The organism is Erwinia sp. AC075, assembly GCF_979253995.1.
This window is the reverse complement of record NZ_CEEDEU010000001.1, coordinates 1,414,510-1,436,560: the sequence shown is the minus strand read 5'-3', so window position 1 is coordinate 1,436,560 and position 22,051 is coordinate 1,414,510. Positions and strand designations below refer to the sequence as shown.

At 56.7% G+C, this 22,051-nt stretch carries 20 protein-coding genes; 15 read left to right on the top strand and 5 right to left on the bottom strand.

The genetic code is table 11. The features are described from left to right. Positions 1 to 13: 13 nt before the first annotated feature. Positions 14 to 406 (top strand): YgiW/YdeI family stress tolerance OB fold protein, encoded by a 393-nt coding sequence (locus AC0IXH_RS06745; protein ID WP_013202105.1) that lies wholly within the window; start codon positions 14 to 16, stop codon positions 404 to 406. Between the two features lie 162 nt (positions 407 to 568). Here AC0IXH_RS06745 and AC0IXH_RS06740 read toward each other — a convergent pair whose 3' ends face one another. Beyond that, the gene (locus AC0IXH_RS06740; RefSeq protein ID WP_157868017.1) at positions 569 to 724 is read right to left on the bottom strand and encodes a hypothetical protein; all 156 of its coding nucleotides are present in this window, start codon (positions 722 to 724) and stop codon (positions 569 to 571) included. Positions 725 to 765: 41 nt separating this feature from the next. Between AC0IXH_RS06740 and AC0IXH_RS06735 the strand changes: the two genes are divergently transcribed. The 11 genes from AC0IXH_RS06735 to AC0IXH_RS06685 all read left to right on the top strand — a co-directional run bounded on the left by AC0IXH_RS06735 (position 766) and on the right by AC0IXH_RS06685 (position 9,761). Beyond that, complete coding sequence (locus tag AC0IXH_RS06735; protein WP_013202106.1) at positions 766 to 1,770, top strand: MsnO8 family LLM class oxidoreductase; 1,005 nt, start codon at positions 766 to 768, stop codon at positions 1,768 to 1,770. A gap of 21 nt (positions 1,771 to 1,791) precedes the next feature. Next, positions 1,792 to 2,952, top strand: coding sequence for an amidohydrolase (locus AC0IXH_RS06730; RefSeq protein ID WP_471720235.1), 1,161 nt, complete (start codon positions 1,792 to 1,794; stop codon positions 2,950 to 2,952). Between the two features lie 77 nt (positions 2,953 to 3,029). Then, positions 3,030 to 4,340: an LLM class flavin-dependent oxidoreductase gene (locus AC0IXH_RS06725; RefSeq protein ID WP_013202108.1), complete on the top strand. Its 1,311-nt coding sequence runs from the start codon at positions 3,030 to 3,032 to the stop codon at positions 4,338 to 4,340. Positions 4,341 to 4,354: 14 nt separating this feature from the next. Continuing rightward, positions 4,355 to 5,296: an ABC transporter substrate-binding protein gene (locus AC0IXH_RS06720; RefSeq protein WP_013202109.1), complete on the top strand. Its 942-nt coding sequence runs from the start codon at positions 4,355 to 4,357 to the stop codon at positions 5,294 to 5,296. A gap of 10 nt (positions 5,297 to 5,306) precedes the next feature. Next, a complete protein-coding gene (locus tag AC0IXH_RS06715) occupies positions 5,307 to 5,819 on the top strand; it encodes a GNAT family N-acetyltransferase (protein ID WP_105759032.1) in 513 nt (170 codons plus the stop codon). Between the two features lie 9 nt (positions 5,820 to 5,828). Further along, positions 5,829 to 6,749, top strand: coding sequence for an amino acid ABC transporter permease (locus tag AC0IXH_RS06710; RefSeq protein WP_471720234.1), 921 nt, complete (start codon positions 5,829 to 5,831; stop codon positions 6,747 to 6,749). Next, positions 6,733 to 7,527: an amino acid ABC transporter ATP-binding protein gene (locus tag AC0IXH_RS06705; RefSeq protein ID WP_013202112.1), complete on the top strand. Its 795-nt coding sequence runs from the start codon at positions 6,733 to 6,735 to the stop codon at positions 7,525 to 7,527. The genes AC0IXH_RS06710 and AC0IXH_RS06705 overlap by 17 nt, the downstream gene beginning before the upstream one ends. A gap of 9 nt (positions 7,528 to 7,536) precedes the next feature. Continuing rightward, positions 7,537 to 8,472 carry an ABC transporter substrate-binding protein gene (locus tag AC0IXH_RS06700; RefSeq protein WP_013202113.1) on the top strand — a complete coding sequence of 312 codons (936 nt, stop codon included), beginning with the start codon at positions 7,537 to 7,539 and terminating at the stop codon, positions 8,470 to 8,472. Between the two features lie 119 nt (positions 8,473 to 8,591). Continuing rightward, positions 8,592 to 8,855, top strand: coding sequence for a type II toxin-antitoxin system RelE family toxin (locus tag AC0IXH_RS06695; protein ID WP_013202114.1), 264 nt, complete (start codon positions 8,592 to 8,594; stop codon positions 8,853 to 8,855). A gap of 117 nt (positions 8,856 to 8,972) precedes the next feature. Continuing rightward, entirely contained in the window at positions 8,973 to 9,344 is a 372-nt protein-coding gene (locus AC0IXH_RS06690; RefSeq protein WP_013202115.1) for a helix-turn-helix domain-containing protein, read from the top strand. Positions 9,345 to 9,581: 237 nt separating this feature from the next. After that, positions 9,582 to 9,761, top strand: coding sequence for a hypothetical protein (locus AC0IXH_RS06685; RefSeq protein ID WP_134824099.1), 180 nt, complete (start codon positions 9,582 to 9,584; stop codon positions 9,759 to 9,761). 185 nt (positions 9,762 to 9,946) lie between these two features. Here the strand turns inward: AC0IXH_RS06685 and AC0IXH_RS06680 are convergent, their stop codons facing one another. The 4 genes from AC0IXH_RS06680 to AC0IXH_RS06665 all read right to left on the bottom strand — a co-directional run bounded on the left by AC0IXH_RS06680 (position 9,947) and on the right by AC0IXH_RS06665 (position 18,534). Continuing rightward, positions 9,947 to 12,337 carry a virulence factor SrfC family protein gene (locus AC0IXH_RS06680; protein WP_471720233.1) on the bottom strand — a complete coding sequence of 797 codons (2,391 nt, stop codon included), beginning with the start codon at positions 12,335 to 12,337 and terminating at the stop codon, positions 9,947 to 9,949. Then, positions 12,334 to 15,318: a virulence factor SrfB gene (locus AC0IXH_RS06675; protein ID WP_471721132.1), complete on the bottom strand. Its 2,985-nt coding sequence runs from the start codon at positions 15,316 to 15,318 to the stop codon at positions 12,334 to 12,336. The genes AC0IXH_RS06680 and AC0IXH_RS06675 overlap by 4 nt, the downstream gene beginning before the upstream one ends. A 2-nt stretch (positions 15,319 to 15,320) precedes the next feature. Further along, positions 15,321 to 16,811 carry an SrfA family protein gene (locus AC0IXH_RS06670; RefSeq protein ID WP_471720232.1) on the bottom strand — a complete coding sequence of 497 codons (1,491 nt, stop codon included), beginning with the start codon at positions 16,809 to 16,811 and terminating at the stop codon, positions 15,321 to 15,323. Between the two features lie 208 nt (positions 16,812 to 17,019). Then, a complete protein-coding gene (locus AC0IXH_RS06665; RefSeq protein ID WP_471720231.1) occupies positions 17,020 to 18,534 on the bottom strand; it encodes an ABC-F family ATP-binding cassette domain-containing protein in 1,515 nt (504 codons plus the stop codon). A gap of 393 nt (positions 18,535 to 18,927) precedes the next feature. Between AC0IXH_RS06665 and AC0IXH_RS06660 the strand changes: the two genes are divergently transcribed. The 3 genes from AC0IXH_RS06660 to AC0IXH_RS06650 all read left to right on the top strand — a co-directional run bounded on the left by AC0IXH_RS06660 (position 18,928) and on the right by AC0IXH_RS06650 (position 21,971). Further along, positions 18,928 to 20,247: a methyl-accepting chemotaxis protein gene (locus AC0IXH_RS06660; protein WP_013202121.1), complete on the top strand. Its 1,320-nt coding sequence runs from the start codon at positions 18,928 to 18,930 to the stop codon at positions 20,245 to 20,247. A 202-nt stretch (positions 20,248 to 20,449) separates the two neighbouring features. Next, positions 20,450 to 21,466: an NADPH-dependent aldehyde reductase Ahr gene (ahr, locus tag AC0IXH_RS06655; protein WP_013202122.1), complete on the top strand. Its 1,017-nt coding sequence runs from the start codon at positions 20,450 to 20,452 to the stop codon at positions 21,464 to 21,466. A 157-nt stretch (positions 21,467 to 21,623) separates the two neighbouring features. Next, positions 21,624 to 21,971, top strand: coding sequence for a VF530 family protein (locus AC0IXH_RS06650; RefSeq protein ID WP_013202123.1), 348 nt, complete (start codon positions 21,624 to 21,626; stop codon positions 21,969 to 21,971). Positions 21,972 to 22,051: the final 80 nt, after the last annotated feature.

The window sequence follows — 22,051 nt, the reverse complement described above, 5'->3', positions numbered from 1 at the left end:
TTAAGGAGAACCAATGAAAAAGATGCTGGCACTGGCCGCATTACTGGCTTTTAGCAGCCACACGATGGCCGCAGAGGGCGGATATAAAACCGGCGAAGCGCCACCGCCACCGCAGCAGAAAGATGCGGGTAAAAAAGGCACCGAAGATACCGCCGAAAGCACGGTCGCCTCACTGGCGGATCAACGATTAAATGCCTGGGTGACGCTGGAAGGATTTTTGATTAAGAAAACCGGGGCGGAAACCTTCGATTTCCGCGATGACAGCGGCACCATCCGCGTCACCGTGCCGCAAAGCGCCTGGAAAGGTAAAGAGTACAGCGCCAAAGATCTGGTCCGCCTGAGCGGCTATGTGAAAGGTCAGGGCAAATCCCGCCATGTCCAGGCGCAACAGATCAAAGCGCCGTAAGTTCACTATTTCACAGCTCCTGCCGGACAGGGGCTTTTTTCCGTTTCCTCACGCCGCTTGAAAACCATAATTAGCCTGAAGCTCGAACCATCCCCTTTTATTACCCGTGTGCCATTTAACTGGCCATGAAAACCCCACCCCAAATACAGCAAACCGCATTGCTTAATCTGTTTCAGGCAAAGCTTTGCCGAAAATAAAATAACCGAATTTTGCCGTGTTAATTACGTCAACTTCAATCTGCTTGCGAGGTAAATGGCGTATTGCCATTTTATCACTACATATTTCACTTTTTGTTGTTTTACCTGTTCGCATTGCCACGCCACACTCAGTGGCAATTAGACGTGAAAAGGAATGGGTGAATGGCATATCGACTGAGTCTGTTAGATAAATCACCGGTTGCACCGGGTGAAACGCCGGGCGCAGCCCTGCAGCGCACGCTGCAACTGGCTCAGCAGGCGGAAGCCTGGGGCTTTCATCGTTTCTGGCTGGCTGAACACCATAATACCCGTCATCTGGCTGGGCCTTCGCCAGAAGTATTAATTGCGTGGATTATCGCCCAGACCCGACATATTCGCGTCGGCTCTGGCGGCGTGATGTTGCAGCATTACAGCCCGTATAAAGTTGCCGAGAATTTTAATTTACTCGCCTCACTGGCGCCCGGTCGAATTGATCTTGGCGTCGGTAAAGCGCCCGGTGGATTACCCCTTTCGACCCATGCATTACAGCAAGGCGTTCATGCTGACGAAAAGGGCAGCTTTGCCGAACAGTTGAGCTTACTGGATAACTGGTTGCAAACCCCATCGCCGGGTGATGAAGCCGATGAGGAAACGCTGAATGCCACGCCGCTGCCGTTAAAACCGGTGTCCCGCTTTTTGTTGGGGGCCAGTGAAGAGAGTGCGCGGCTGGCGGCTGAGCTGAACTGGCAGTTTGTCTTCGCGGCGCATATCAACGGCGACAGAAAGCAGCTGGAAAACGCGTTAAACACCTATGCACGCTTAAGCCAGGGACAGAAAGCGCTGGTGGCGGTGCAGGTGGTGGCGGCGGACTCGCCGGCGCAGGCCGAGCTGCTGGTCTCCGGCATGAAGCAGTTCCACGTGCAGGTCAAAAACGGTCCCGGCGTTAATGTTGCCAGCCTTGAACAGGCGGAACGCTATATACGACAGGGCGGCTTTACCGATTACCTGATCGAACCGCGCACGCCATCGCTGCTGAAAGGCACCGCCGCGCAGGTTCATGCGCAGTTTGAAGCGCTCCATCAGAACTTTGGCATTGATGAATTCATCATCGATACACCGATCGTCGATGCCGCAGCGCGACGAAACTCGCTGGAACTGCTGGCGACCCATCATCTGATCGCGGCCTGAAACGTGCAGCGGAGGTTTACCTTGAAGCCAAATGAAGCACAGCTGATTGAATGGCGTCGCGAATTGCACACCTGGCCGGAGCTGTCCGGCAAAGAGTTTGCCACCACCCGACGCCTGCGTGAATGGTTGCAGAATGCCGGCATCAGGCTGCTGGAAACGGCGCTGGAAACCGGCGTTGTGGCGGAAATCGGTGAGGGTGAACCGCTGATTGCGCTGCGTGCGGACATCGATGCGTTACCGATTTTTGAAACCAGCGGCGTGCGTTTTCACTCGCGGGAAGCGGGCGTGATGCATGCCTGCGGTCATGACCTGCACAGCGCGGTGATGCTCGGTGCCGCGCTGGAGCTGAAGGCCAATGAAGCGCAGCTGAAAGGCCGGGTACGCATCCTGTTTCAACCGGCGGAAGAGATCGCCGTCGGGGCAAAGCAACTGATCGCCGCCGGACTGCTCGACGGCGTGCAGGCGATTTTCGGCATGCATAACGAGCCGGGCCTGCCGGTCGGCACCTTTGCCACGCGCAGCGGCGCGTTTTATGCCAACGCCGACAAATTTATTATTCGGGTGACCGGCAAAGGCGCGCACGCCGCCCATCCCGAACAGGGGGTTGATGCGATTGTCGTCGCCAGCAAGATTATTCAGGGGCTGCAAGGGCTGACCAGCCGCAGCTTCAATACCCTCGACAGCCTGGTGCTGAGCATTACCCGCATTGACGGCGGAAAAACCTGGAACGTGCTGCCAGCGGGCGTCGAATTTGGTGGCACCGCACGGACCCACGATCTGCAGGTGCGCGCAGAGCTGGAAGCCCGCGTGCGCCAGCTGGTGGAAAGCTACGCGCTGGCCAGCGGCGCAGAAGCCACCCTGAGCTGGCATGCCGGCCCGCCGGTGCTGGTGAACGATGCGGACTGGGCGCAGTTCAGCGCGCAAGTCGCTGAGCAGGCCGGTTACCGGGTGCTGAATGCCGATCTGCATCTGGGGGGCGAAGACTTTGCCTTCTATCTGCAACAGGTGCCAGGCGCTTTTGTCAGCATCGGCAGCGCCAGCGAATATGGCCTGCATCACGGCAGCTTCAATCCTGACGAGGCGTCTATCGCCCCGGCCTCACACTATTTCGCGCTACTGGCGCAGAAGGCGTTGCAACAGCTTAACGCCCGATGTTGTACGCCCCTGACCGAAACGCACTAAATCCCCGATTAACGCCTGAGCGGGAGGATCACCGTCCTCCCGTCCGGCACCGCTATCGCTAAAAAAGAGAGAACATCATGACCCGTAGACAGCTTCGACTGGGCACTATTCTGCACGGCGCATCTGGCAATATGTCCGCATGGCGCCATCCGGCGGCGCAGGCAGATGCCAGCATCAACATTGATTACGCCAAAAAAATCGCCCGTAAAGCCGAGCAGGGCAAGCTGGACTTCCTGTTTGTCGCCGACGGTCTGTTTATCAACGAAAAGTCGATCCCGCACTTCCTCAATCGCTTTGAGCCGCTAACGCTGTTGTCCGCACTGGCGGGCGCCACCGAGCATCTGGGGCTGGTGGGAACGGTTTCCACCTCTTACAGCGAACCCTTTACCGTCGCCCGACAGTTTGCCAGCCTCGATCACCTGAGCGGCGGTCGCGCCGGCTGGAACGTGGTCACTTCGCCGCTGGAAGGCTCGGCAAAGAACTTCTCGCGCCAGCAGCACCCGGAACACGCGCTGCGCTACCGCATTGCGGATGAATATCTGCAGGTGGTGAAAGGGCTGTGGGATTCCTGGGAAGAGGGCGCGTTTGTGCGCAACAAGGAGAGCGGTCAGTTCTTCGATCCGCAGAAACTGCACACGCCAAATCACCACGGCGATTTCTTCCAGGTGCAGGGCCCGCTGAACATTGAGCGCACGCCGCAGGGCCGTCCGGTGATCTTCCAGGCCGGCGCGTCTGAAGATGGTCGCAAGCTGGCCGCCCGCCATGCTGATGCCATCTTTACCCATCAACCGACCCGTGAAGAGGCGCAGGCTTTTTACCGCGATGTGAAAAATCAGGTGGTGCAGAACGGCCGTCAGGCGGATGAGCTGCATATTTTCCAGGGCGTCAGCGTGATTGTCGGTAACGATGCGCAGGATGTTGAGGATCAGTATCAGGCCACCGCCGCGCTGGTGTCGATCAAAGATGCGCTGAACTATCTGGGGCGTTTCTTCGACCATCATGACTTCTCGCAATACCCGCTGGATGAGCCGTTCCCGGAGCTGGGCGAGATTGGCCAGAACAGCTTCCGCAGCACCACCGATGAGATCAAACAGAAAGCCCGTCAGCACGGCCACACCCTGCGTCAGGCCGCGCTGGAATCGGCCACGCCGCGTCCGCTGTTCCACGGCACGCCGGAACAGGTCGCCGACGGTTTGCAACTGTGGTTCGACAGCGAAGCGGCCGATGGCTTCATCATCAATGGCGGGACGCCGGATACCTTTGAGCGCTTTGTCGATCGCGTGGTGCCGATCCTGCAGGCAAGAGGCCTGTCACGTAGCGAGTATCCCGGCAAAACCCTGCGCGACAGCTTTGCCCTGAAAAATCCCCTTAATCAGTTCGCTAAATAATAAGAGCCTGAACAATGCAGAAAACTCATACCTTTATCGCCTTACTGTTACTGGCCGCCAGCGGCAGTAGCCTTGCAGATACCACCAATGTGGCGGTTAACGGTCAGCGCGTCAGTCTTGAAGCCAATAAAACCCCGGTCAATACCGAAAAAAATCCGCAGGCGGTCTCGGCATTACCCGCTGGATTCCGCCCGGCGGTTCCCGGCTCCTTTACCGTGGCGGTGGCAGCGCTGAATTCGCCGCCGCTGACGGTGTTTTCCGATGACAACAAAACCCTGCTCGGCAGCGAAGTGGATATCGCCCGTCTGGTGGCCGACAGCCTCGGCCTGAAGCTCAACGTGGTGCCGACTTCCTGGGAAGACTGGCCGCTGGGCGTGGCTTCCGGCAAATATGATGCGGCGATCACCAATATTACCGTCACCAAAGAGCGCAAAGAGAAGTTTGATTTCGCCACCTACCGTAAAGACTCACTGGGCTTCTACGTCAAAACCAGCAGCCCGATTAAATCGCTGAGCAAAGCGGAAGACATCGCTGGCCTGCGCATCATCGTCGGTTCCGGCACCAACCAGGAAGCGATTCTGCTGGCCTGGGATAAAGAGAACCAGGCGAAAGGGCTGAAGCCGTTTACCCCGGTCTATTCCAAAGATGATGCCGCCCAGACGCTGGCGCTGCAGTCCGGCCGCGCGGATGCCTATTTTGGCCCGAACGTGATAGGTGCCTGGAAAGCGGCGCTGACCGGTAAAACCCGACTGGTCGGCAGCGTCGATGGTGGCTGGCCAAAGGCGGCGCATATCGCGGTGACGCTGAAAAAAGGCAGCGGCCTGGTCGATCCGGTGAATATCGCGCTGAATGGCGTGATGAAGAACGGCGACTACCAAAAGGTGCTGAATCGCTGGGGAGAAGGGGTTGAAGCCATCGACCATTCCGAAATCAACCCACCAGGATTAGGCGACTAAGGAGCCCGCAATGAGCCACAGACAATTCCGCGATGTCTCGCCGGAGGCGCCCGAACTGCAACCGATCCTCACCGGGTTGTTTGGCGAGTATGCCGCGCGCTACGGCGATTACTTTAGCAGTCTGAAAGAGGTGGAGCTGACCGAATGGTATCTGCCGCCGCAGGGGCTGTTTATCGTGCTGGAGAGTGATGGCGAGATCATCGCAATGGGCGCGTATAAGCCGTATGACGCGCAGACGGCAGAGCTGAAGCGCATCTGGACGCGCAGCGATCTGCGTCGTCAGGGGTTGGCGCTGATTGTGGTCAAAGAGCTGGAGCGCCGGGCGATCCTCGCCGGCTACAGCCGCTTTTTCCTCACCACCGGATTCCGTCAGCCCGAAGCCGTGCGCCTGTACAGCGGACATGGCTACGTGCCGCAGTTCGATCTGAGTGGCGACCTGGAGCGTTACAGCCAGCCGCCGCATGATGGTCGCCTGCGTTTTATTAAAGTGGTCGATGCGGACCGCATCGCCCAGGCCAGTTAAGGAGTGAGCATGGAAAAGCAGCTGGAAGTGGTACCGGCCCGGTACCCGGGGCGCATCATCGGGGCGGTGGTCGCCCTGTTTATTCTTGCCGGTGTGGTGCAGTCGGTGGCCTTTAACCCGCGCTGGGAATGGGGCGTGTTTGCCCGCTGGTTCTTCGATCCGGTGATCCTGCACGGGTTGGGCCAGACGCTGCTGCTGACCCTGTTAGGCACGGTGTTCAGCCTGGCGTTCGGCGGCGTGCTGGCACTGGCCAGGCTCTCCTCCTCCTGGTTGCTGAGCAGCCTGGCCTGGGGCTATATCTGGCTGTTCCGTTCGCTGCCGCTGATTGTGGTGCTGATCATTCTGTATAACTTCTCGTACCTGTACGAAACCCTGTCGGTTGGCGTACCTTTTACCAGCCTGTCGTGGGGCCATTTCCAGACCATTAACGTGCTCGGTCAGTTCCCGGCCGCGATTATTGGCCTGACGCTGGTGCAGGCGGCGTACAGCGCCGAAATCATTCGCGGCGGTTTCCTCGGGGTGGATTTTGGTCAGCACGAAGCGGCGTCGGCGCTCGGCTTATCGGCTTTCCGCCGTACCTTCCGCATCATTTTACCGCAGGCGTTACGCGCCATTATTCCGACCGCCTTTAATGAAATCATCAGCCTGGCGAAGGGCACCGCGATGGTGTACGTGCTGGCGATGCCGGAACTGTTCTACACCATTCAGATGATTTACAACCGCAATCAGGAAGTGATCCCGCTGTTGATGGTGGGTGCGGCCTGGTATCTGATTATCACCACCGTGCTGTCCGTGATCCAACATAACGTGGAAAGCTGGCTGGCACGCAGCGTCACCCGCGAACCTAGACCTTCACGCTGGCGTCAATGGCGTACCCGCGTCACGCCTGTTACCCCGTCAGAGGAGATCGTTCATGTCAGAAGCCATTGATTACCGCAACGTCAATGCCACCGGTGCCATCAGCATTACCGGCGTCAGCAAAAGCTTTGGCCAGCATAAGGCGTTGAACGACGTCTCGCTGGAACTGGAACCCGGTTCGGTCACGGTGATCCTCGGCCCGTCGGGCTCCGGGAAATCCACCCTGCTACGCTCGATTAACCATCTGGAGCGGGTTGACGAGGGCTTTATCCGCATTGATGGCGACTACATTGGCTATCAGCAGCGGGGAGACAAGCTGTATGAACTGAAGGAGAAGGCGATCCTGCGGCAGCGCATCAACGTCGGCTACGTGTTCCAGAACTTCAATCTGTTTCCCCATCTGAGCGTGCTGGAGAACCTGATTGAAGCACCGATCGCCCATCGTCAGCTGTCAAAACGCGATGCGATTATTCGCGCCGGTGAGCTGCTGGATATTGTTGGCCTGCGTCACAAGGCCGATGCCTGGCCGCGCCATCTTTCCGGCGGTCAGCAGCAGCGCGTCGCCATTGCGCGGGCGCTGATGCTGAATCCGCGGGTGATGCTGTTTGACGAGCCGACCTCCGCGCTGGATCCGGAGCTGGTCAGCGAAGTGCTGGACGTGATCAAGAAGCTGGCACGGTCCGGCACCACGCTGGTGATCGTTACCCATGAGATCGGCTTCGCCCGTGAAGTGGCGGACCATGTGGTGTTTATGGACGAGGGCAAAATCATCGAGCAGGGCAGCAGCACCCAGGTGTTGAACAATGCCCGTCATGAACGAACGCGGCGTTTCCTCGCCCGTGTGCTGTAAGGAAGGGACATGATGATCAAAGCAAACCCATTATGGCAATGCAGTCTGCTTGCCGCTTCGCTGACCAGCGTGATCTGGCTCAGCAGCGTTACCGCCACGGCGGCAGAAAAACTGGACGTGTTGAAGAACGAAACGCCAATTAATGCGCCGGCGAACCCGGACGCGATCGGCAAGATCCCGGCGGGATTTCATTTTATCGAACCGGGTTACCTGACGGTGGCGACCTCAGCCACCAATTCGCCGCCGCTGGCGTTGCTGGCGTCGGACAATAAAACCCGCATTGGCAGCGACCCGGATATCGCCCGCTTATTAGCCGACAGTCTGGGCTTAAAGCTGCGACTGGTGCCGGCTTCGTGGGAGGACTGGCCGTTAGGGATCGCGGCCGGGCGTTATGATGTGGCGATGTTTAATATTGCGGTCACCGAAGAGCGCAAAAAGAAGTTCGATTTTGCCACCTATCGCTCGGATAACCATGCGTTTTCGGTGAAGGCCAACAGCCCGATCGCCGCCATTAATTCGCCGAAGGATGTCGCCGGTAAGCGGATTATCGTTGCCTCTGGCACCAATCAGGAACGCATCCTGTTGAGTTGGGACCAGCAGAACCGGGAAAAAGGGCTGGCGCCGGTTGAGCCGATTTATCTGACCGATGATGCCTCGGCGACGCTGTCGCTGCTATCCGGCCGCGCGGATGCGATGTTTGGTCCACACTCTATCGCCGCCTGGAAAGTGGCATCTCGTGGGCAAACCAAACTGGTGGGCAACGGCCCATTCCGCGCCTGGGTGGCCGTCACCACCAAAAAGGGCAACGGCCTGGCCCCGGCATTACAAACCGCGCTGGATGGCACCATTGCCGGCGGGCAGTATCAACAGGTGCTGCAACGCTGGGGCGAGCAGGATGAAGCGATTGCTCATTCCACGGTGAATCCGCAGGGGATTGTTTATTAAAAATATTGGTATTTTGCAGAAGTATAGGGTTGATTTGTTGACAATATAGGTTTTCGACCCTATATTTCGCATGGCGCTGGGATGGCGTTTTAAGGATGTTAAGCTAACAAGGATGTTATATGGTTCAGATCTATTGGACAGGTAAAGCAGCGAAAGACCTGCGAAAACTACCAGCGAGAGACCAGGAAGCTGTGCGCAGCAAGGTTAATTCTCTGGGTGATTTCCCCATTATCGGCAATCTTGATTTCAAAAAGCTTACCGATATGAAAAACCAGTTTCGCCTCAGAGTTGGAAATTATCGTGTCCTCATAGAGTTACATGGTGGAACCCCAGTAGTGATTGAAATTCTGCACGTTCTTCGCCGAAACAACTCGACCTACTAAGCAAACTGGGCGATCCGTCTGGCTTTTCACCTTAGCTTATGATTTTTGGGCTAAGACGCCAAAACAAGCAGCATAATGATAATTTTATAACTCTCTGAATTAGGAAGGATTAATGGCATGGCGATTCAATATATCACCAACAGTAAAGGTGAAAAACTTTCGGCTATTGTGCCTATGGATTTGTTTAAAAAGTTAATTTTTAACAGCGAGTTAGATGAGCTTTATGAATACCTTGAAACCGAAAGGGGCCCCAGCGATAACGTTAAATACCCCAATGAGGTGATAAACATATTCTCATCGAAAAACTGCACCATGCAGGCTGCCTGGCGACTCTACAGAGGCATGACTCAAAAGCAAGTTGCTGAAAAATTAGGAATCACTCAAGCAACTGTTTCAGAGTTTGAAAAGTCAGAAAAACCCAGAAAAGATAATTTAGAAAGGCTTGCCCAACTCTATAAGTGTGATCCCGAACAGTTGACGTTAGAATAAATTTAACCCCGCATAAGCGGGGTTTTTTGTAGATAAATTAAGGCGATAGAAACAGGGTGGCAACCTGTTTCACTGATGATATGTCGGCGAACAGGTCGCGGCTTTTATAAGGTCAGATAAGTGAGCGCCTGGCATATCTGTCCACCGCATAACGGATGCAGATATCCTTATTTCCGTTCAATGCTGGGATCCGGTAAATCTGGTGTCACAGAACGAATAATCCTTTAGGAGATGATGATGAGCAACTGGTTAACTCGCCTGTTTGGGCAGATCGCTAACGGGCAAACCGATGAAATGGCCAATCACAATCCGATCTCAGAACGCGTGTTTGAGTCGATTATTCCTATCGCCGGTATGTATGGCCTGGATTTTGGCAATTTCGATCCAAGATGGTTTGCCAACGCTGAATCGCAGTAACCCCGTAAGTGGGTCACAGCTTAGGAAATCCATCGGGAAAGTCCGTGTAGCGTAATGAATGAACGTCGAAACCATCACCGTGAGGTGAAGGAATGTGTTGAAAGTAGGGTCGTGTGTTGAGGTTTGCTGTAGTTTTGCACTAATTGTGTTGCCGGGGCAGGCTTTCTGCCCCGGTTTTTTATCGTCTACTTTATCTGCTTCAGAATTAACGCCAGCTCGTCACGCTGTTCGCTGTTGATTTCACGCGCCGCCGAGTAGCCCGCGTTTTGTAAAATCATCTCGTTTAATCCCACCAGCCAGTCATAAATATACCAGGCCGCGTAATTGTTCGGTTTCAGATCCAGTTTGGTCAGGCGCTGGCCGGGGCCCAGGCTCGCTGTCTGCGTTTCCGGTTTGGCGAAAATCGGCTTTCCACGGTTGATCTTGCTCTGTGGACGTTCGGCTTCCGGCACGTGCTGGAAACCTAACCAGGCGACAAAATCCCCCATCACGCTTAGCGCGCGGGAAACCTGACGATCGGCCATCATTTCAACCGGCGTGCCTGACGCGTCATGATCGGTGAGCTTTTTCACCAGCAGGGCTTCAATATCTAAACGGATACTGGCGGTCACCAACTCTTCGGTCAGCATTTCCAACGTCGGCTTGTTCACGCCCAGCAGCTCCAGCAGCGGCCCCTGATCCGGCAACTGACGCAGAATATTGATCCAGTGTCGATACACCTGCTGGGCAAATTCGGCTTCAGGCTCTTCGGCGATGTTTTGCTCTTCCGCATTCAGCAGTCCGGCAACCGGCTCATCGCTCAGTAAATCGATGCTCATGCCGATGCCAAACGGGTCATCTTCACTTAACGCATACTCTTCCACCAGCGGACGCTCGCCGGGGTTCTGACGCTGCAGGAACAGGTGACGCAGGGTTTCACGCGCAGGCAACAACCTTTCCAGCAGCTCGCCATGCACGCCGGTTCTGGCCTGCAAGGATTTCAGCAGGCTTCCGGCAATGCGCAGACGCGCCTGCGGCTCTTCCTTCTCGGAGGCCAGATACCAGCGGCCCAGCAGGTTTTCTGCCAGTTCACGACGGATTTCGGCGCTCTGTTCCTGCAATCTTTCCACTTTGGCTTCGCGACGGATCTCGGTCATCAGCCAGCCCGCCATGCGCTTAACGCCTTTTTCATCCATCGCCAGCATCGATCCCCAGACATCGCCCGGATTACCGACATAACGCTGAACGGCAGCATCAAAGTTCTGTCCACGGGTGATGCGCTGATCGAACGGCGTCAGTGCCCAAATCAGGCCGGGCTTGCGGCGGCTGCGCACCTGGGTATTTTCGCCCTGAGTCTGCTTCACCCAGTTATCCAGCACGCGGCCAACGGTGCGGGTCTCTGAACGGTGACCGACGGCGCTGCACACCATCAGCAGGTTAACATCCTGATGCTCTGCGGCACGGGTTAACAGGAAAGGGCGCTTGGCGGTCATAAAGGCCAGCGCCAGCTCATGGTGTTCATCATCGGGCAGCACCGCAGGCTGTTCGAAGCCGGGATAATCCAGCATATCAACCTGCTCAAACAGGCTCTCACGCGGGGCGCTGTACAGCGGCATCAGCACTTCACGGCCTAACAGCGCCAGCTCGGCCAGCGGCAGATTGACCGGCTGCAGGTTGCGGCCGTTATGCTGAGGCACCACCTGAATCACGCGATCCGACGAGGCGTTGAAATAACGCAGGCCGTTGCTGTTCAAAATACTCAGGGACGCATCGTCCAGCGCCGCCAGCGGAGCCAGCACGCGAGGCACGCAGGAGACATGATGCAGCACGTGCGCCAGCTGGCGATAAAGGGCGGTCAGCCCGCGATCTTCATTCCATAACAGCGAGAACAGGCGGGCACGATCGTCGACGCCGAGCATCGGCGCCAGCTCAATCGCCAGCGGCCAGAAGTGCGTTTCCAGCGCTTTACCGGAACACAGCTGCGAGGTGGCGAGGCGATCCCACAAGGCCACCACGTCCTGACGGCTCATGCCCTCGATGGCCTCTGGCTGACGGTACATCGATACTGTTTTCAGCCGTTCAGAAATCTGCTGCTCGTCGAGCACCGCCGGTTGATCGCCGCAGCGGCGTGACCAGACGTCGGCCAGAATAGCGACCAGCTCTGCTTCACTTAACAGCGCCAGCTGCACCGGCCACTCGTTATCAACGCGAACCTGCTGACCGCTGTAGCGAACCACCATGGTGCCGGTCAGCTGCTGCGGATTCAGCACGCTGTAGTCGATCACTGAACTGCCCAGCGCAATTTCGGTTTTGCCTTTTTCGCTGGCCGCCAGGGAGGTGATCAGATAGGACTTTCCCGCCTGCGACAGGCCAAAGAAGCCAATTGCGCACTCTTTCCCGGCGGCTTCCAGCAGGTTAGTGGCTTTATTCAGCTGACGCTGCAGCCGCACGCTCAGGCGATCGGCTTCCATATTCAGGCGCGGCGAGGTTTCGCGGGCGCTTTCCAGCCAGCTGACCGAGCGCTCAATGCCTTTGGCCAGCGTTTCCAGTTTTTTGCCGAAGGTGCCGGACAGCTGTTTTGGCGTCAAAGGTTTCATTTCTTGTATACGCTCCCGCTGTCGATCCAGTAATGGGTTAATCCCGATCCGCTGCTGGCTAAGGTATTCAGCTTCAGGCGTAAATGCTCCAGCGGAACCTGGGTGCCGTCATCGAGCGTGGCGTCCGCAATTTCAAAGCGTTCCGGGCCAAAGTCGCCGGATTCTTTAGCGACAGCAAGTTTAATTTTCAGCACCTTATCGCCAGCCACGCTGCGCGCCAGCTGTGGATCGGCAATGTGCAGGGTGTAAAGCGGCGAGGCGGGCCAGCGGTCATTATCCAGCTGACGGAAGCCCAGCGTCAGGGCACCGCGTACCTGGAAACGCTGACGGGAATCGAGGCTGAACTTCTCGTCATCCAGATCGATATCGCCATACCAGACGTTATCCGTGCTCAGCGCGCCGTTGCTGTCCAGCATCCCCAGATAGCGGATGGTTGAATAGGGCTGGAAATCGCCGGCCTTGAACCAGAAGTTCGCCAGGCGTAAATCCAGCGACAGCAGGCAGAGCATTGCCCCGACGGCGGCGGTAGATTTAGGGTTCTCAATGCGGCCCTGTTTGTTAAACGGATACCAGTCGTTGGTGTGGTAACCGTCCAGCGACAGAATACGGCTGACCGGCAGCGGCTGAAGGTGGCGGAACAGCGCCTGCACGCCAGGGAAGCGTGAAGGGCGGCCGGTAAGCAGCAGCACATCGCAATCATATACCGCCACCACTTCCGCCATCGAACGCAGGCTGTGGGTGATATTCATGCGCGGTGAAAGGAACTCGGCGTGCAGCTTGCTCAACTTGACGATCAGCGGCACGCGCAGAATATCAAACTCATCGGCTTCACCCGGCAGCTCGCGCTGGATTTCCCGGTTGATGTAATCCAGCAGCTTGCTGGTCGGTGGCAGCGCCAGCAACTCTTCAAAGCGGGCATCCACTTCGGCATTCAGATCCAGCGGGTCGAAGCGCTCGTAGGCTTCCAGAATCGCCTGGCCGACCGGAATAAACACCTGCAAGGTCACCTGCTGACGCAGCGTGGAGTGTCCGTCCAGACGACCTTCATGGCCGAACAGGCGGGTCATCACGCCTTCCGGGTTGACCATCCCAGCCTGCTTAAACGCCGCCTGTAAGGCCGGCAGGACATACAGCTGGATCACGTCGAGTAAGATGTCGTCACCCGCCAGCTTAAAGCCTTCACGGAACAGCAGGCGCGGCATGATTTTGACGTTGTTGCCGACGCCATCATCAAGACGGTACTGGGTGATCGCCAGGTCCGTGGTGCCGCCGCCGATATCAATCGAGGCGATGCGCAGGGTTTTGCCAACCGGCTCATCCGCCGCGCGGGCGCGGTCCGGGCGTGCCATGCTGACAAAGAAGGCTTCCGCACGGCCACCGAAGTTCACCTGGGTTTCATTGTAGAGATAGACCATCTGACCACAGGTGGCTTCATCCCATTCCATTTGCACTTCCGGCACCGGTACCAGGCTTTTGGCCTTGTCTTTGGCGCTGGTAAAGTCGTCATCCGCCGGGTGCCAGCCCATCGCTTTCCACACCAGCGCGATGGCTTCGTGCATCCGGCGGCGGAAGATTTCCCGCTCGGGTTTCGGCATCGCCGACGGTAGCGTCAGGATGATGTTGCGTAACTGGCGCGGCGCGCTGCTGTGCAGCATTTTCTGGCGCTGGATGGCGCTGTTCATCTGCATCAGGGCCTGGGCCAGCAGTTCGGACAGCATAAAGCTCATTACCGAGCTGCGGCTGTACTGCGGCAGGAACACCGGCAGACGCTCATCAAACGGTTGATTATACAGCGGCTGGCCTTCGTCATTGACCAGATTGGTCATCGGCGCAGCGGTGGCCAGCGGCTCCTGAGCGGCGTTGCCCGGCGTCCGGCTGAAGCGCCAGCCCGGCGTGTAGCTCTCTTCATCCCACAGGTAGCGACGCGGGCTGGAGATGCCGGTGGCGCCTTCGGTGCCGAGACGTTGCAACGCCAGATGGCTGGCTTCGCGGCCAACGCGGGTGATCGACGGCCAGATAAAGGCGTCATCGCGGCCGCTTTCGACCGAGAAGTTCTGTTTGCCAAAGTTGGCCTGGGCAAATTCCACGCGGCTTTCAAACAGCTCGTTAAACAGCTGATGCGGTTCGCTCAGGTTGCGCAGATGCAGTTCGTAGGTGTGCTTGAGGCCATGATGATCGTCAACATGCTCTTCCACCATAATGCCGCAGGTGTGCGAGTTGCCGACATCGAGGATTAAATCCACCGGGATCGCCGGTTCCTGCAGAGTGGCGGCGCTGATTTTCAGCTCTGGCAGGTTTAGCTGCTCGCCGAGCATATGCAGGACATTCAGGTAATGCGCCTGATATTCAAACTCGCGCAGGGCGGCACGAATATTGACCTGCGGGCGGTCTTCCACGCTGGCTGCCTGCTGGCTGAACACTTCGCGCAGCCAGCCGTCAATCCAGGTGTGGTCGAGGAATTCACCCAGTTCGTTACTGCGATGTGCCAGCGCAAAGCTGACGCCATTTTTGACGTCGCTTTCGTTCAGCGCCAGCGACTCATCTTCACCTTCGGCCCAGACACGGGTTTCAAAGGCCAGGCAGACGCGGTGCGAGTTGCCATTCTGATCCGGCTTTTCAAGGGCGATAATCTGCATGCGCGCCCAGTTATCCGGGCCACCTATAAAGGTGCGCGGTGGATTGAAGCGCAGGAAGGGCAGCGGCAGCCAGATGCCGTTCAGCAGCGCAAGGGATTGCGCCAGCGGGAAGCTGAACTCCGGCTTCACCACTTCAGGCGCGGTGCCGGCGTTCACCGGCAGCATATATTTGCCATTTTGCGTGTTGAAGTTCAGGCGCAGCAGCGGGCCGTTGGCGGTCTGGCGGACAAATTTGCCCGGCAGATCGGCGTCCAGCTCAGGCGTCAGCGCAAAGTCGAGGAACTGAATGCCACTGTTCTGAATCAGCGTCATATTCGGTTTAAAATCAGCGATCGTTGCCAGCATCATCATTTACTCTCGCGCTTCATCGTCATCGGTAACACCGTATTGGCATCGTACTGTCCGCTGCATTCGGCTGCGCCAGTCAGGCCTTGTTTACATACCAGGTCCGGCATCTGATAGCGCGAACCGTCACTGCATTTGGCTTTGGTGCGGCTGTTGATCACCAGGTTGCCGGATTTCATCAGGCCGGCATACACATCAACGCGGCACACGATGCCATCGCCCATGGTCATTTTTGCCACGCCTTTGCCGGCTTTCATCTGATAGCGCAGGCTCGGTGGCTTGCCGGTGATCGGGTTCTTGCCGCCAACAATCACGCGCCACTGACCGTCAAGGAATTTGGTTGATCCCAGCTTCACCGCATTGGCCGGCAGCACCAGGTCATCTTTCTGCGCGGGTGGCAGGTCGGCGACCGGTTCAGCGGGTTGTTGTGCCGCGGGTGTCGCCGCAGGCGTCGCGTCAACCGGGGCAACGGTTGAAGGCGCGACCGGCAGCGCAGGTTTCACGTCGGCAGGCGTTTGCGGTTTAGCGGCTTCAGGCGCGGCTGCTGGCTGAGGTGCAGCTGCGGACTGAGGTGCGGCAGCAGACTGAGGTGCTACGGCGGGCGTTGTGGCTGTCGCTTCAGGCTGTGGCTGGGCTTCTGGCTGCGCTTTCGTCGCTTCAGGCGCGGCCGGTTTCACTTCCTCCGGCGTGGCGGTTTTCGCCGTATCCGGTTGGGAAACACAGCCTTTAATCTGCACGCCAAAGGCAATCAGCAACGCGGCAGCCGGCACCATCCAGCCGTAGCGGATCAGCTTGTTTTTCGCGGCAGGCGATGTCACCGGCGGTTGCGCTTCTACGGCTGCAGGGGCTGCATCCACCGGGGCTTCCGGTAATAAAGGCGTCACGGCAACCGGCTCTGGCAGCACGTCAGGTGCGGCGGCAACCGGAGCAGGAACGATAACCGGGGCCACGGCGGTAACCGCGGGGATCGTCGCCGTCATTTTGGAGAGATTCAGTGGCGGCTCGTCCTCTTCCACGGCGCGCAGGCAATCCAGTGCATCCTGACGGGATTTTTTATCCAGGCTGACGAAGCCCCAGAAGGTCAGCACCGGCTTACCGCCCACCAGATAGACAAAGTTCTGGTCGGGGAACTGCAGCGCCTTGGCGAGCAGGGCACCGAACAGCTTCTGGCTGGTTTTTTCTGACTGCTGTGCTTTCTGGCACATATCCGCAACGGCCTGCTGGCAGGCGATCAGCTGATTGAGCGCATGGCTGCGGGAGCTTTCGCTCGCGGCGGCCCAGGAAGTGACCTTTCCGGAAATCGGTGAGTACCAGTCAAGGCGATCGCCGGCATCGTTAGGCTGAGGGATAGCCAGGCAATCAGCAATCTGAGGTTGTTTCCTGAGGCGCAGCGTTTCGCGCAGTTGCAGGGCTGACAAATAAACGGGCTGACCGTTCTCGCCAAGAGGCAGAACCGCATCCAGACTTCCGCTGCGTAAGAATGATTTTGCCACGCAAAAAGGACCTTCTAGTCAGAAGTGGAAAGTAAACTATTCTCCAGTGTTGCCGATAGTGTAGTTGAATTTGACTTAAGGCTAAGGCGGAAATAAGAGGGTAAACAGGTGATTACTTTCGCAATGGGATGCGCGAAAGGCGGTGCTGAATAGGGTGAAAATTCACGGTGGCCATCCATGGCCGGGGGATATCCTGCCGTTTAACCGTTTACTCGCCGGCTAAACGGGCGTACAGCCTGTCCAGATCGTGCCATTCCTCAATGCGATGCTGGTCGATCAGCAGGAAGCGATTGCAGCTTGAGGCGATCAGCTCCCGGTCGTGACTGACGATCAGCGCGGCACCCTGATAGTTACCTAACGTAGCGGCGAGCTGCGCTTTGCCATCCAGATCCAGATGGTTGGTCGGCTCGTCGAGCAGCAGCAGGGAATAACGCGCCAGCGAGAGGCCGACAAAAAGCAGCCTCGATCGCTCGCCGCCGCTCAGCGTACTGACCGCTTGCTGATGGCGTACCCACGAAAATCCGGCGCTGATTAACGCCATTTTCCGCTGTTCGCTGGTCATCGGGGCAAAACGCGCCAGCGCATCGCTCAGGCTTTCACGCTCATCGAGCTGCATTAGCCGCTGATCGTAATAGCCCACCTCAACGCGGGGATGAAACACCAGCCCGTCACGCGGGTGCGAAAATCCCTGCCAGACGGTACGCAGCAGAGAGGATTTACCGCCGCCGTTGGCGCCGATAATCGCCACGCGATCGCCACTTTTGACCTTCAGACTGTTGACGGTAAACAGCCGCGGACAGCCAACATCGGCGGAAATCGCCGCATTGTGTAGCTCAATAAGCCGATCGGCAGGCAGTGCTTCGCCCTGTAGCGTCAGCCGCCATTTCGATCCTTCCGTCAGCAGCGTTTGCTCATCCCGGAGCTTGTCGACGCGCTTCTCCATCTGCTTAGCCTTGCGGGACAAATCCTCGTTATCGTAAACCTGTCCCCATACTGCCAGCCGTTTCGCGCTTTTCGTCACCCGATCGATTTCACGCTGCTCGGCCTGATTGCGTAACGCATCGGTCTCATCCCGCAGGGCCAGTTCCGCCAGCGCCTGGCTACAGGGCAAGTGAAAGCTGTGCAGCTGCTGGTCACGCATAATCCAGCTGCGCTGAGTGACGCGATCCAGCAGATAGCGGTCATGAGACACCAGTACAAAACTGCCGTGCCAGCTTTTCAGAAACTGCTCCAGCCACAGTAGCGTCGGCAAATCCAGGTGGTTGCCCGGTTCATCAAGCAGCAATAAATCGGGCTGCAGCATTAACGCTCTCGCCAGCAGCAGACGCGTATGCTGTCCGCCGCTGAGGGTATCAACCTGTTGTTGCCAGACCGCTTCGTCAAAGCCTAAGCGGTCGAGCATTACCTCGGCCTGCCAGCGATCGCTTTGACGTTCGGCAGCGGGAAGTTGGGCAACAACCGCGTCAATCAACGTCGATTGGGTCAACGCGGCGGGAAGGTGCTGTTCGATATGCGCCATCAGACAATGACTGGCTTTAGTCACCGAACCGGAAACAGGCTCGATCTCGGCGGAAAGCAGATGCAGAAGGGTGCTTTTGCCACAGCCGTTATGACCAATCAGGCCAATACGATCGCCGCGTGAAAGCGTCAGGGAAACCCGATCCAACAGCGGACCAAAGGCGTTATCAAAACAGAGTGATTGTGCAGAAAGTAATGTGCTCATTGCTTAATCCAGAGTTGCAGGCAAAAGCATGCCCGTCGTCATAAAAAGCAGACGACAACCCGGAAAGCTGGAGGGAAGGGAAAATCAGTAGGTAGCTTCGCTCAAGCTCAGGTCATCGCCGCAGGAAAGCGGATTAGCCTGAGCAGCCCAAATACCAAAAGTACGTGAAAATAAATTCATTTCACAATACTGCATGGGGGCCTCCTTACTATTGGTTAAGGGTTAATCGGTGCCCGAAGTATAGCCATGAAATCAACAGGGTTTCAAATCGCATTGAAAATAATCAGAAAAAACCGTTTTAAAGATGCCTCTCAATTACAGCTTAAATTTCCGCCAAATCTGCCGATAGTGTACTTGTGACGAATACCATAAATATGACAATAAGGTTACAACATGATTAGCACGATTAAATCCGGGGTTTTATCACGTGTTTTCTACAACAATACCCGTCATTCAAAAGCGACATTAAGTTCGCTGAACGACGCCATTGCGATGATCGAATTCACGCCCGAAGGCATTATTTTGAATGCCAATGCGCTGTTTTTAGAAAAGATGGATTACGAGTTGCATGAGGTGATTGGACAGCATCACCGGATGTTTTGCCCGCCATCACTGGTCAGTTCGCCCGAATATGCCCACTTCTGGCAACGGCTGAAACAGGGCGAAAGCTTTAGCAATAAATTTCTGCGCATTGCCAAAAACAGCCGTCCCTTATGGCTGGAGGCCAATTACGTGCCGGTGCAGGACCGCAGCGGGCGGGTGATCAAAATCGTTAAGCTGGCCTCGGACATCACCGACCACATTCTGGATGCGCAGGAACAGCGGGCGATGACCAATGCGATTAACCGCTCAATGGCGGTGATTGCCTTTAACCTGCGCGGCCAGGTGCTGCGCGCCAATGACAATTTCCTGAAAACCATGGGCTACCAGTCCCATGAAATTATCGGCAAAAATCACAGCCAGTTTTGTACGCCTGAGCTGGCGAACAGCCGGGAATATGCCGAGTTCTGGAAAAAGCTGCGCCGTGGCGACTTTGTTTCCGGGCAGTTTGCGCGCATCAATAAGCAGGGCAAAACCATCTGGCTGCGCGCCACCTATAACCCGGTATTCGACGAAAACAATCAGCTGTATGAAGTGGTGAAGTTTGCCACCGACGTTTCACCACAGGTGATGAAAAACCAGCAGGAGCGCGAAGCCGCCGAGCACGCCTATCAGGCCGCGCTGGAAACCAGTGAAAATACCCGCGTTGGCGTGACGGTGATTGAAAACAGCGTGCGCAAAATGAATGAAATTGCCAGCGAGCTGCGCAAAGTCTCCAACGATATTAACGGGCTCAGCTCGCAGTCGGCGCAAATTGGGGTGATTGTCGAAACTATCCGCTCGATTGCCAGCCAGACGAACCTGCTGGCGCTGAATGCGGCGGTGGAAGCTGCACGCGCCGGCACCCATGGCCGCAGCTTTGCGGTGGTTGCCAACGAGGTGCGCAGCCTGGCGGCCAATATTCATACCGCCAGTCAGGAGATCTCCGGCGTGGTCGATCGCAATCACGAGTTAGCGGCGATGGCGCAGAAGAACATCACCGCAAACCTGGTGCGCGCCGATGAAGGCGTCCATCTGGTGCGCGAAGCGGGCAACGTGATCGTCGATATTCAGGCCAATTCCTCGCAGGTTGTCGAAGCGATCGGCCACGTTACCCACAAACTGACGGATTAAGTGGCGCCCGGCGTAATCTCTGGTTATCGACGCCTCGCGGTTCATTTTACCGCGAGGTTAATTTTCGCGCGGTCTGGTCGATAAAACCGCAATAGTTACAATCAGATACAATAGACTGGTCTCTTATGACGCGTTTCGGTCCATGGCAGCCTTGAGCGGTTTGCTAAACTCTCTCAGGTAATTTCAAAAACCGAGGTGAAGAGTGAAAATTAAAAGCTACGCAGCTATGCAAGCCGGACAGGCCCTTGAACTGTACGAATACGAAGCAGGTGCACTGAGTACAGAAGAAGTGGAAGTGGAGGTTGAATACTGCGGCGTCTGCCATTCTGACCTGTCGATGATTGATAATGAGTGGGGCATCTCCAGCTACCCGACCATTGCCGGCCATGAAGTGATTGGTCGCGTTTCGGCACTGGGCGAAGCGGCTGCGGGCAAAGGCCTGAAAGTCGGTCAGCGTGTCGGCATTGGCTGGACGGCGAAAAGCTGTCAGCACTGCGATTCCTGTATCAAGGGTGAACAGGTTAACTGTGAAAATGGTTCAACGCCGACCATCCTGAATCACGGCGGTTTTGCTGAAAAACTGCGTGCAGACTGGCAGTGGGTGATCCCGCTTCCGGAAAGTCTGGACGTGGCCAGCGCCGGTCCGCTGCTGTGTGGCGGCATTACGGTGTTCAAACCGCTGCTGATGAGCAATATCAACGCCATGAGCCGCGTCGCGGTGATTGGGATTGGTGGTCTGGGCCACATCGCCATCAAAATCCTGCGTGCAATGGGCGCGGAAGTGGTGGCATTCAGCTCAACGCCAGGCAAAAAGCAGTCGATTCTGGATATGGGTGCAGATGAAGTGGTGAACAGCCGCGATCCTGAAGCCCTGAAAGCGCAGGCCGGACGTTTCGATCTGATCCTCAGCACCGTGGCTGTCGACCTCGACTGGAAACCGTACTTTGACGCGCTGGCGCCACAGGGTAAATTCCATACCGTGGGTGCAGTGATGAAGCCGTTCCAGGTCAGCGCGTTCGACCTGATTATGGGCGACAAAGCGGTAACGGGTTCTTCTACCGGTTCTCCGGGCCAGCTGCGCTCTCTGATGAAGCTGGCATCCCGTGCCAATATCGCCCCACAGGTCGAGTTCTTCCCAATGTCGAAAATCAACGACGCGTTGGATCATGTCCGCGCCGGTAAAGCGAATTTCCGTGTGGTTCTGAAAGCGGATTTCTGATTCGCGCCTAAAAGTTCCTGACATTGTTAACCAGCGCACTGTGCGCTGGTTTTTTATTGTCTGAAGCCGGGCATTCACCCGCTATAATCAGTGTTATTGCACTCCCGCGCAGCATTCAGTATGTTGTCCGCCATTCTCACCCGGATCAGGACATACCATGACCACTCACTCTTCAAATGACCCAATGCATGGCGTAACCCTTGAAGCCGTCGTTCTCGCTTTAGTGGATCGCTTTGGTTGGGCCGAGTTGGCCAACCGCATCAACATCAACTGCTTCAAAAGCGACCCGAGCGTCAAATCCAGCCTGAAATTCCTGCGCCGCACGCCGTGGGCACGTAAGGAAGTGGAGGATTTGTACCTTGCCTCGCTGAACGACAAATCTGCCGCGACCACCCGCGCCACAGCAGTGCCGCAATCTGCGCCGGTGCCCGATCACAGCGCGACGCACGAGCCAGACATCCTCACCGAAGATCCCTGGGCGAACTGGAAAAAGAAAGACCAGTAAATCAGAGGCTTCTTAGCGCTTAAGGCATGTTCGGGCAAGTGAGCAGGCATTTATGGCTGATACTCTTTCATTCATCATGG

Excerpts from the sequence above, each read along its gene's own strand:
- AC0IXH_RS06745 (WP_013202105.1), top strand. The coding sequence starts at position 14 with ATGAAAAAGATGCTGGCACTGGCCGCATTACTGGCTTTTAGCAGCCAC.
- AC0IXH_RS06735 (WP_013202106.1), top strand. The coding sequence starts at position 766 with ATGGCATATCGACTGAGTCTGTTAGATAAATCACCGGTTGCACCGGGT.
- AC0IXH_RS06725 (WP_013202108.1), top strand. The coding sequence starts at position 3,030 with ATGACCCGTAGACAGCTTCGACTGGGCACTATTCTGCACGGCGCATCT.
- AC0IXH_RS06720 (WP_013202109.1), top strand. The coding sequence starts at position 4,355 with ATGCAGAAAACTCATACCTTTATCGCCTTACTGTTACTGGCCGCCAGC.
- AC0IXH_RS06715 (WP_105759032.1), top strand. The coding sequence starts at position 5,307 with ATGAGCCACAGACAATTCCGCGATGTCTCGCCGGAGGCGCCCGAACTG.
- AC0IXH_RS06710 (WP_471720234.1), top strand. The coding sequence starts at position 5,829 with ATGGAAAAGCAGCTGGAAGTGGTACCGGCCCGGTACCCGGGGCGCATC.
- AC0IXH_RS06705 (WP_013202112.1), top strand. The coding sequence starts at position 6,733 with ATGTCAGAAGCCATTGATTACCGCAACGTCAATGCCACCGGTGCCATC.
- AC0IXH_RS06700 (WP_013202113.1), top strand. The coding sequence starts at position 7,537 with ATGATGATCAAAGCAAACCCATTATGGCAATGCAGTCTGCTTGCCGCT.
- AC0IXH_RS06695 (WP_013202114.1), top strand. The coding sequence starts at position 8,592 with ATGGTTCAGATCTATTGGACAGGTAAAGCAGCGAAAGACCTGCGAAAA.
- AC0IXH_RS06690 (WP_013202115.1), top strand. The coding sequence starts at position 8,973 with ATGGCGATTCAATATATCACCAACAGTAAAGGTGAAAAACTTTCGGCT.
- AC0IXH_RS06685 (WP_134824099.1), top strand. The coding sequence starts at position 9,582 with ATGAGCAACTGGTTAACTCGCCTGTTTGGGCAGATCGCTAACGGGCAA.
- AC0IXH_RS06680 (WP_471720233.1), bottom strand. The coding sequence starts at position 12,337 with ATGAAACCTTTGACGCCAAAACAGCTGTCCGGCACCTTCGGCAAAAAA.
- AC0IXH_RS06675 (WP_471721132.1), bottom strand. The coding sequence starts at position 15,318 with ATGCTGGCAACGATCGCTGATTTTAAACCGAATATGACGCTGATTCAG.
- AC0IXH_RS06665 (WP_471720231.1), bottom strand. The coding sequence starts at position 18,534 with ATGAGCACATTACTTTCTGCACAATCACTCTGTTTTGATAACGCCTTT.
- AC0IXH_RS06660 (WP_013202121.1), top strand. The coding sequence starts at position 18,928 with ATGATTAGCACGATTAAATCCGGGGTTTTATCACGTGTTTTCTACAAC.
- AC0IXH_RS06650 (WP_013202123.1), top strand. The coding sequence starts at position 21,624 with ATGACCACTCACTCTTCAAATGACCCAATGCATGGCGTAACCCTTGAA.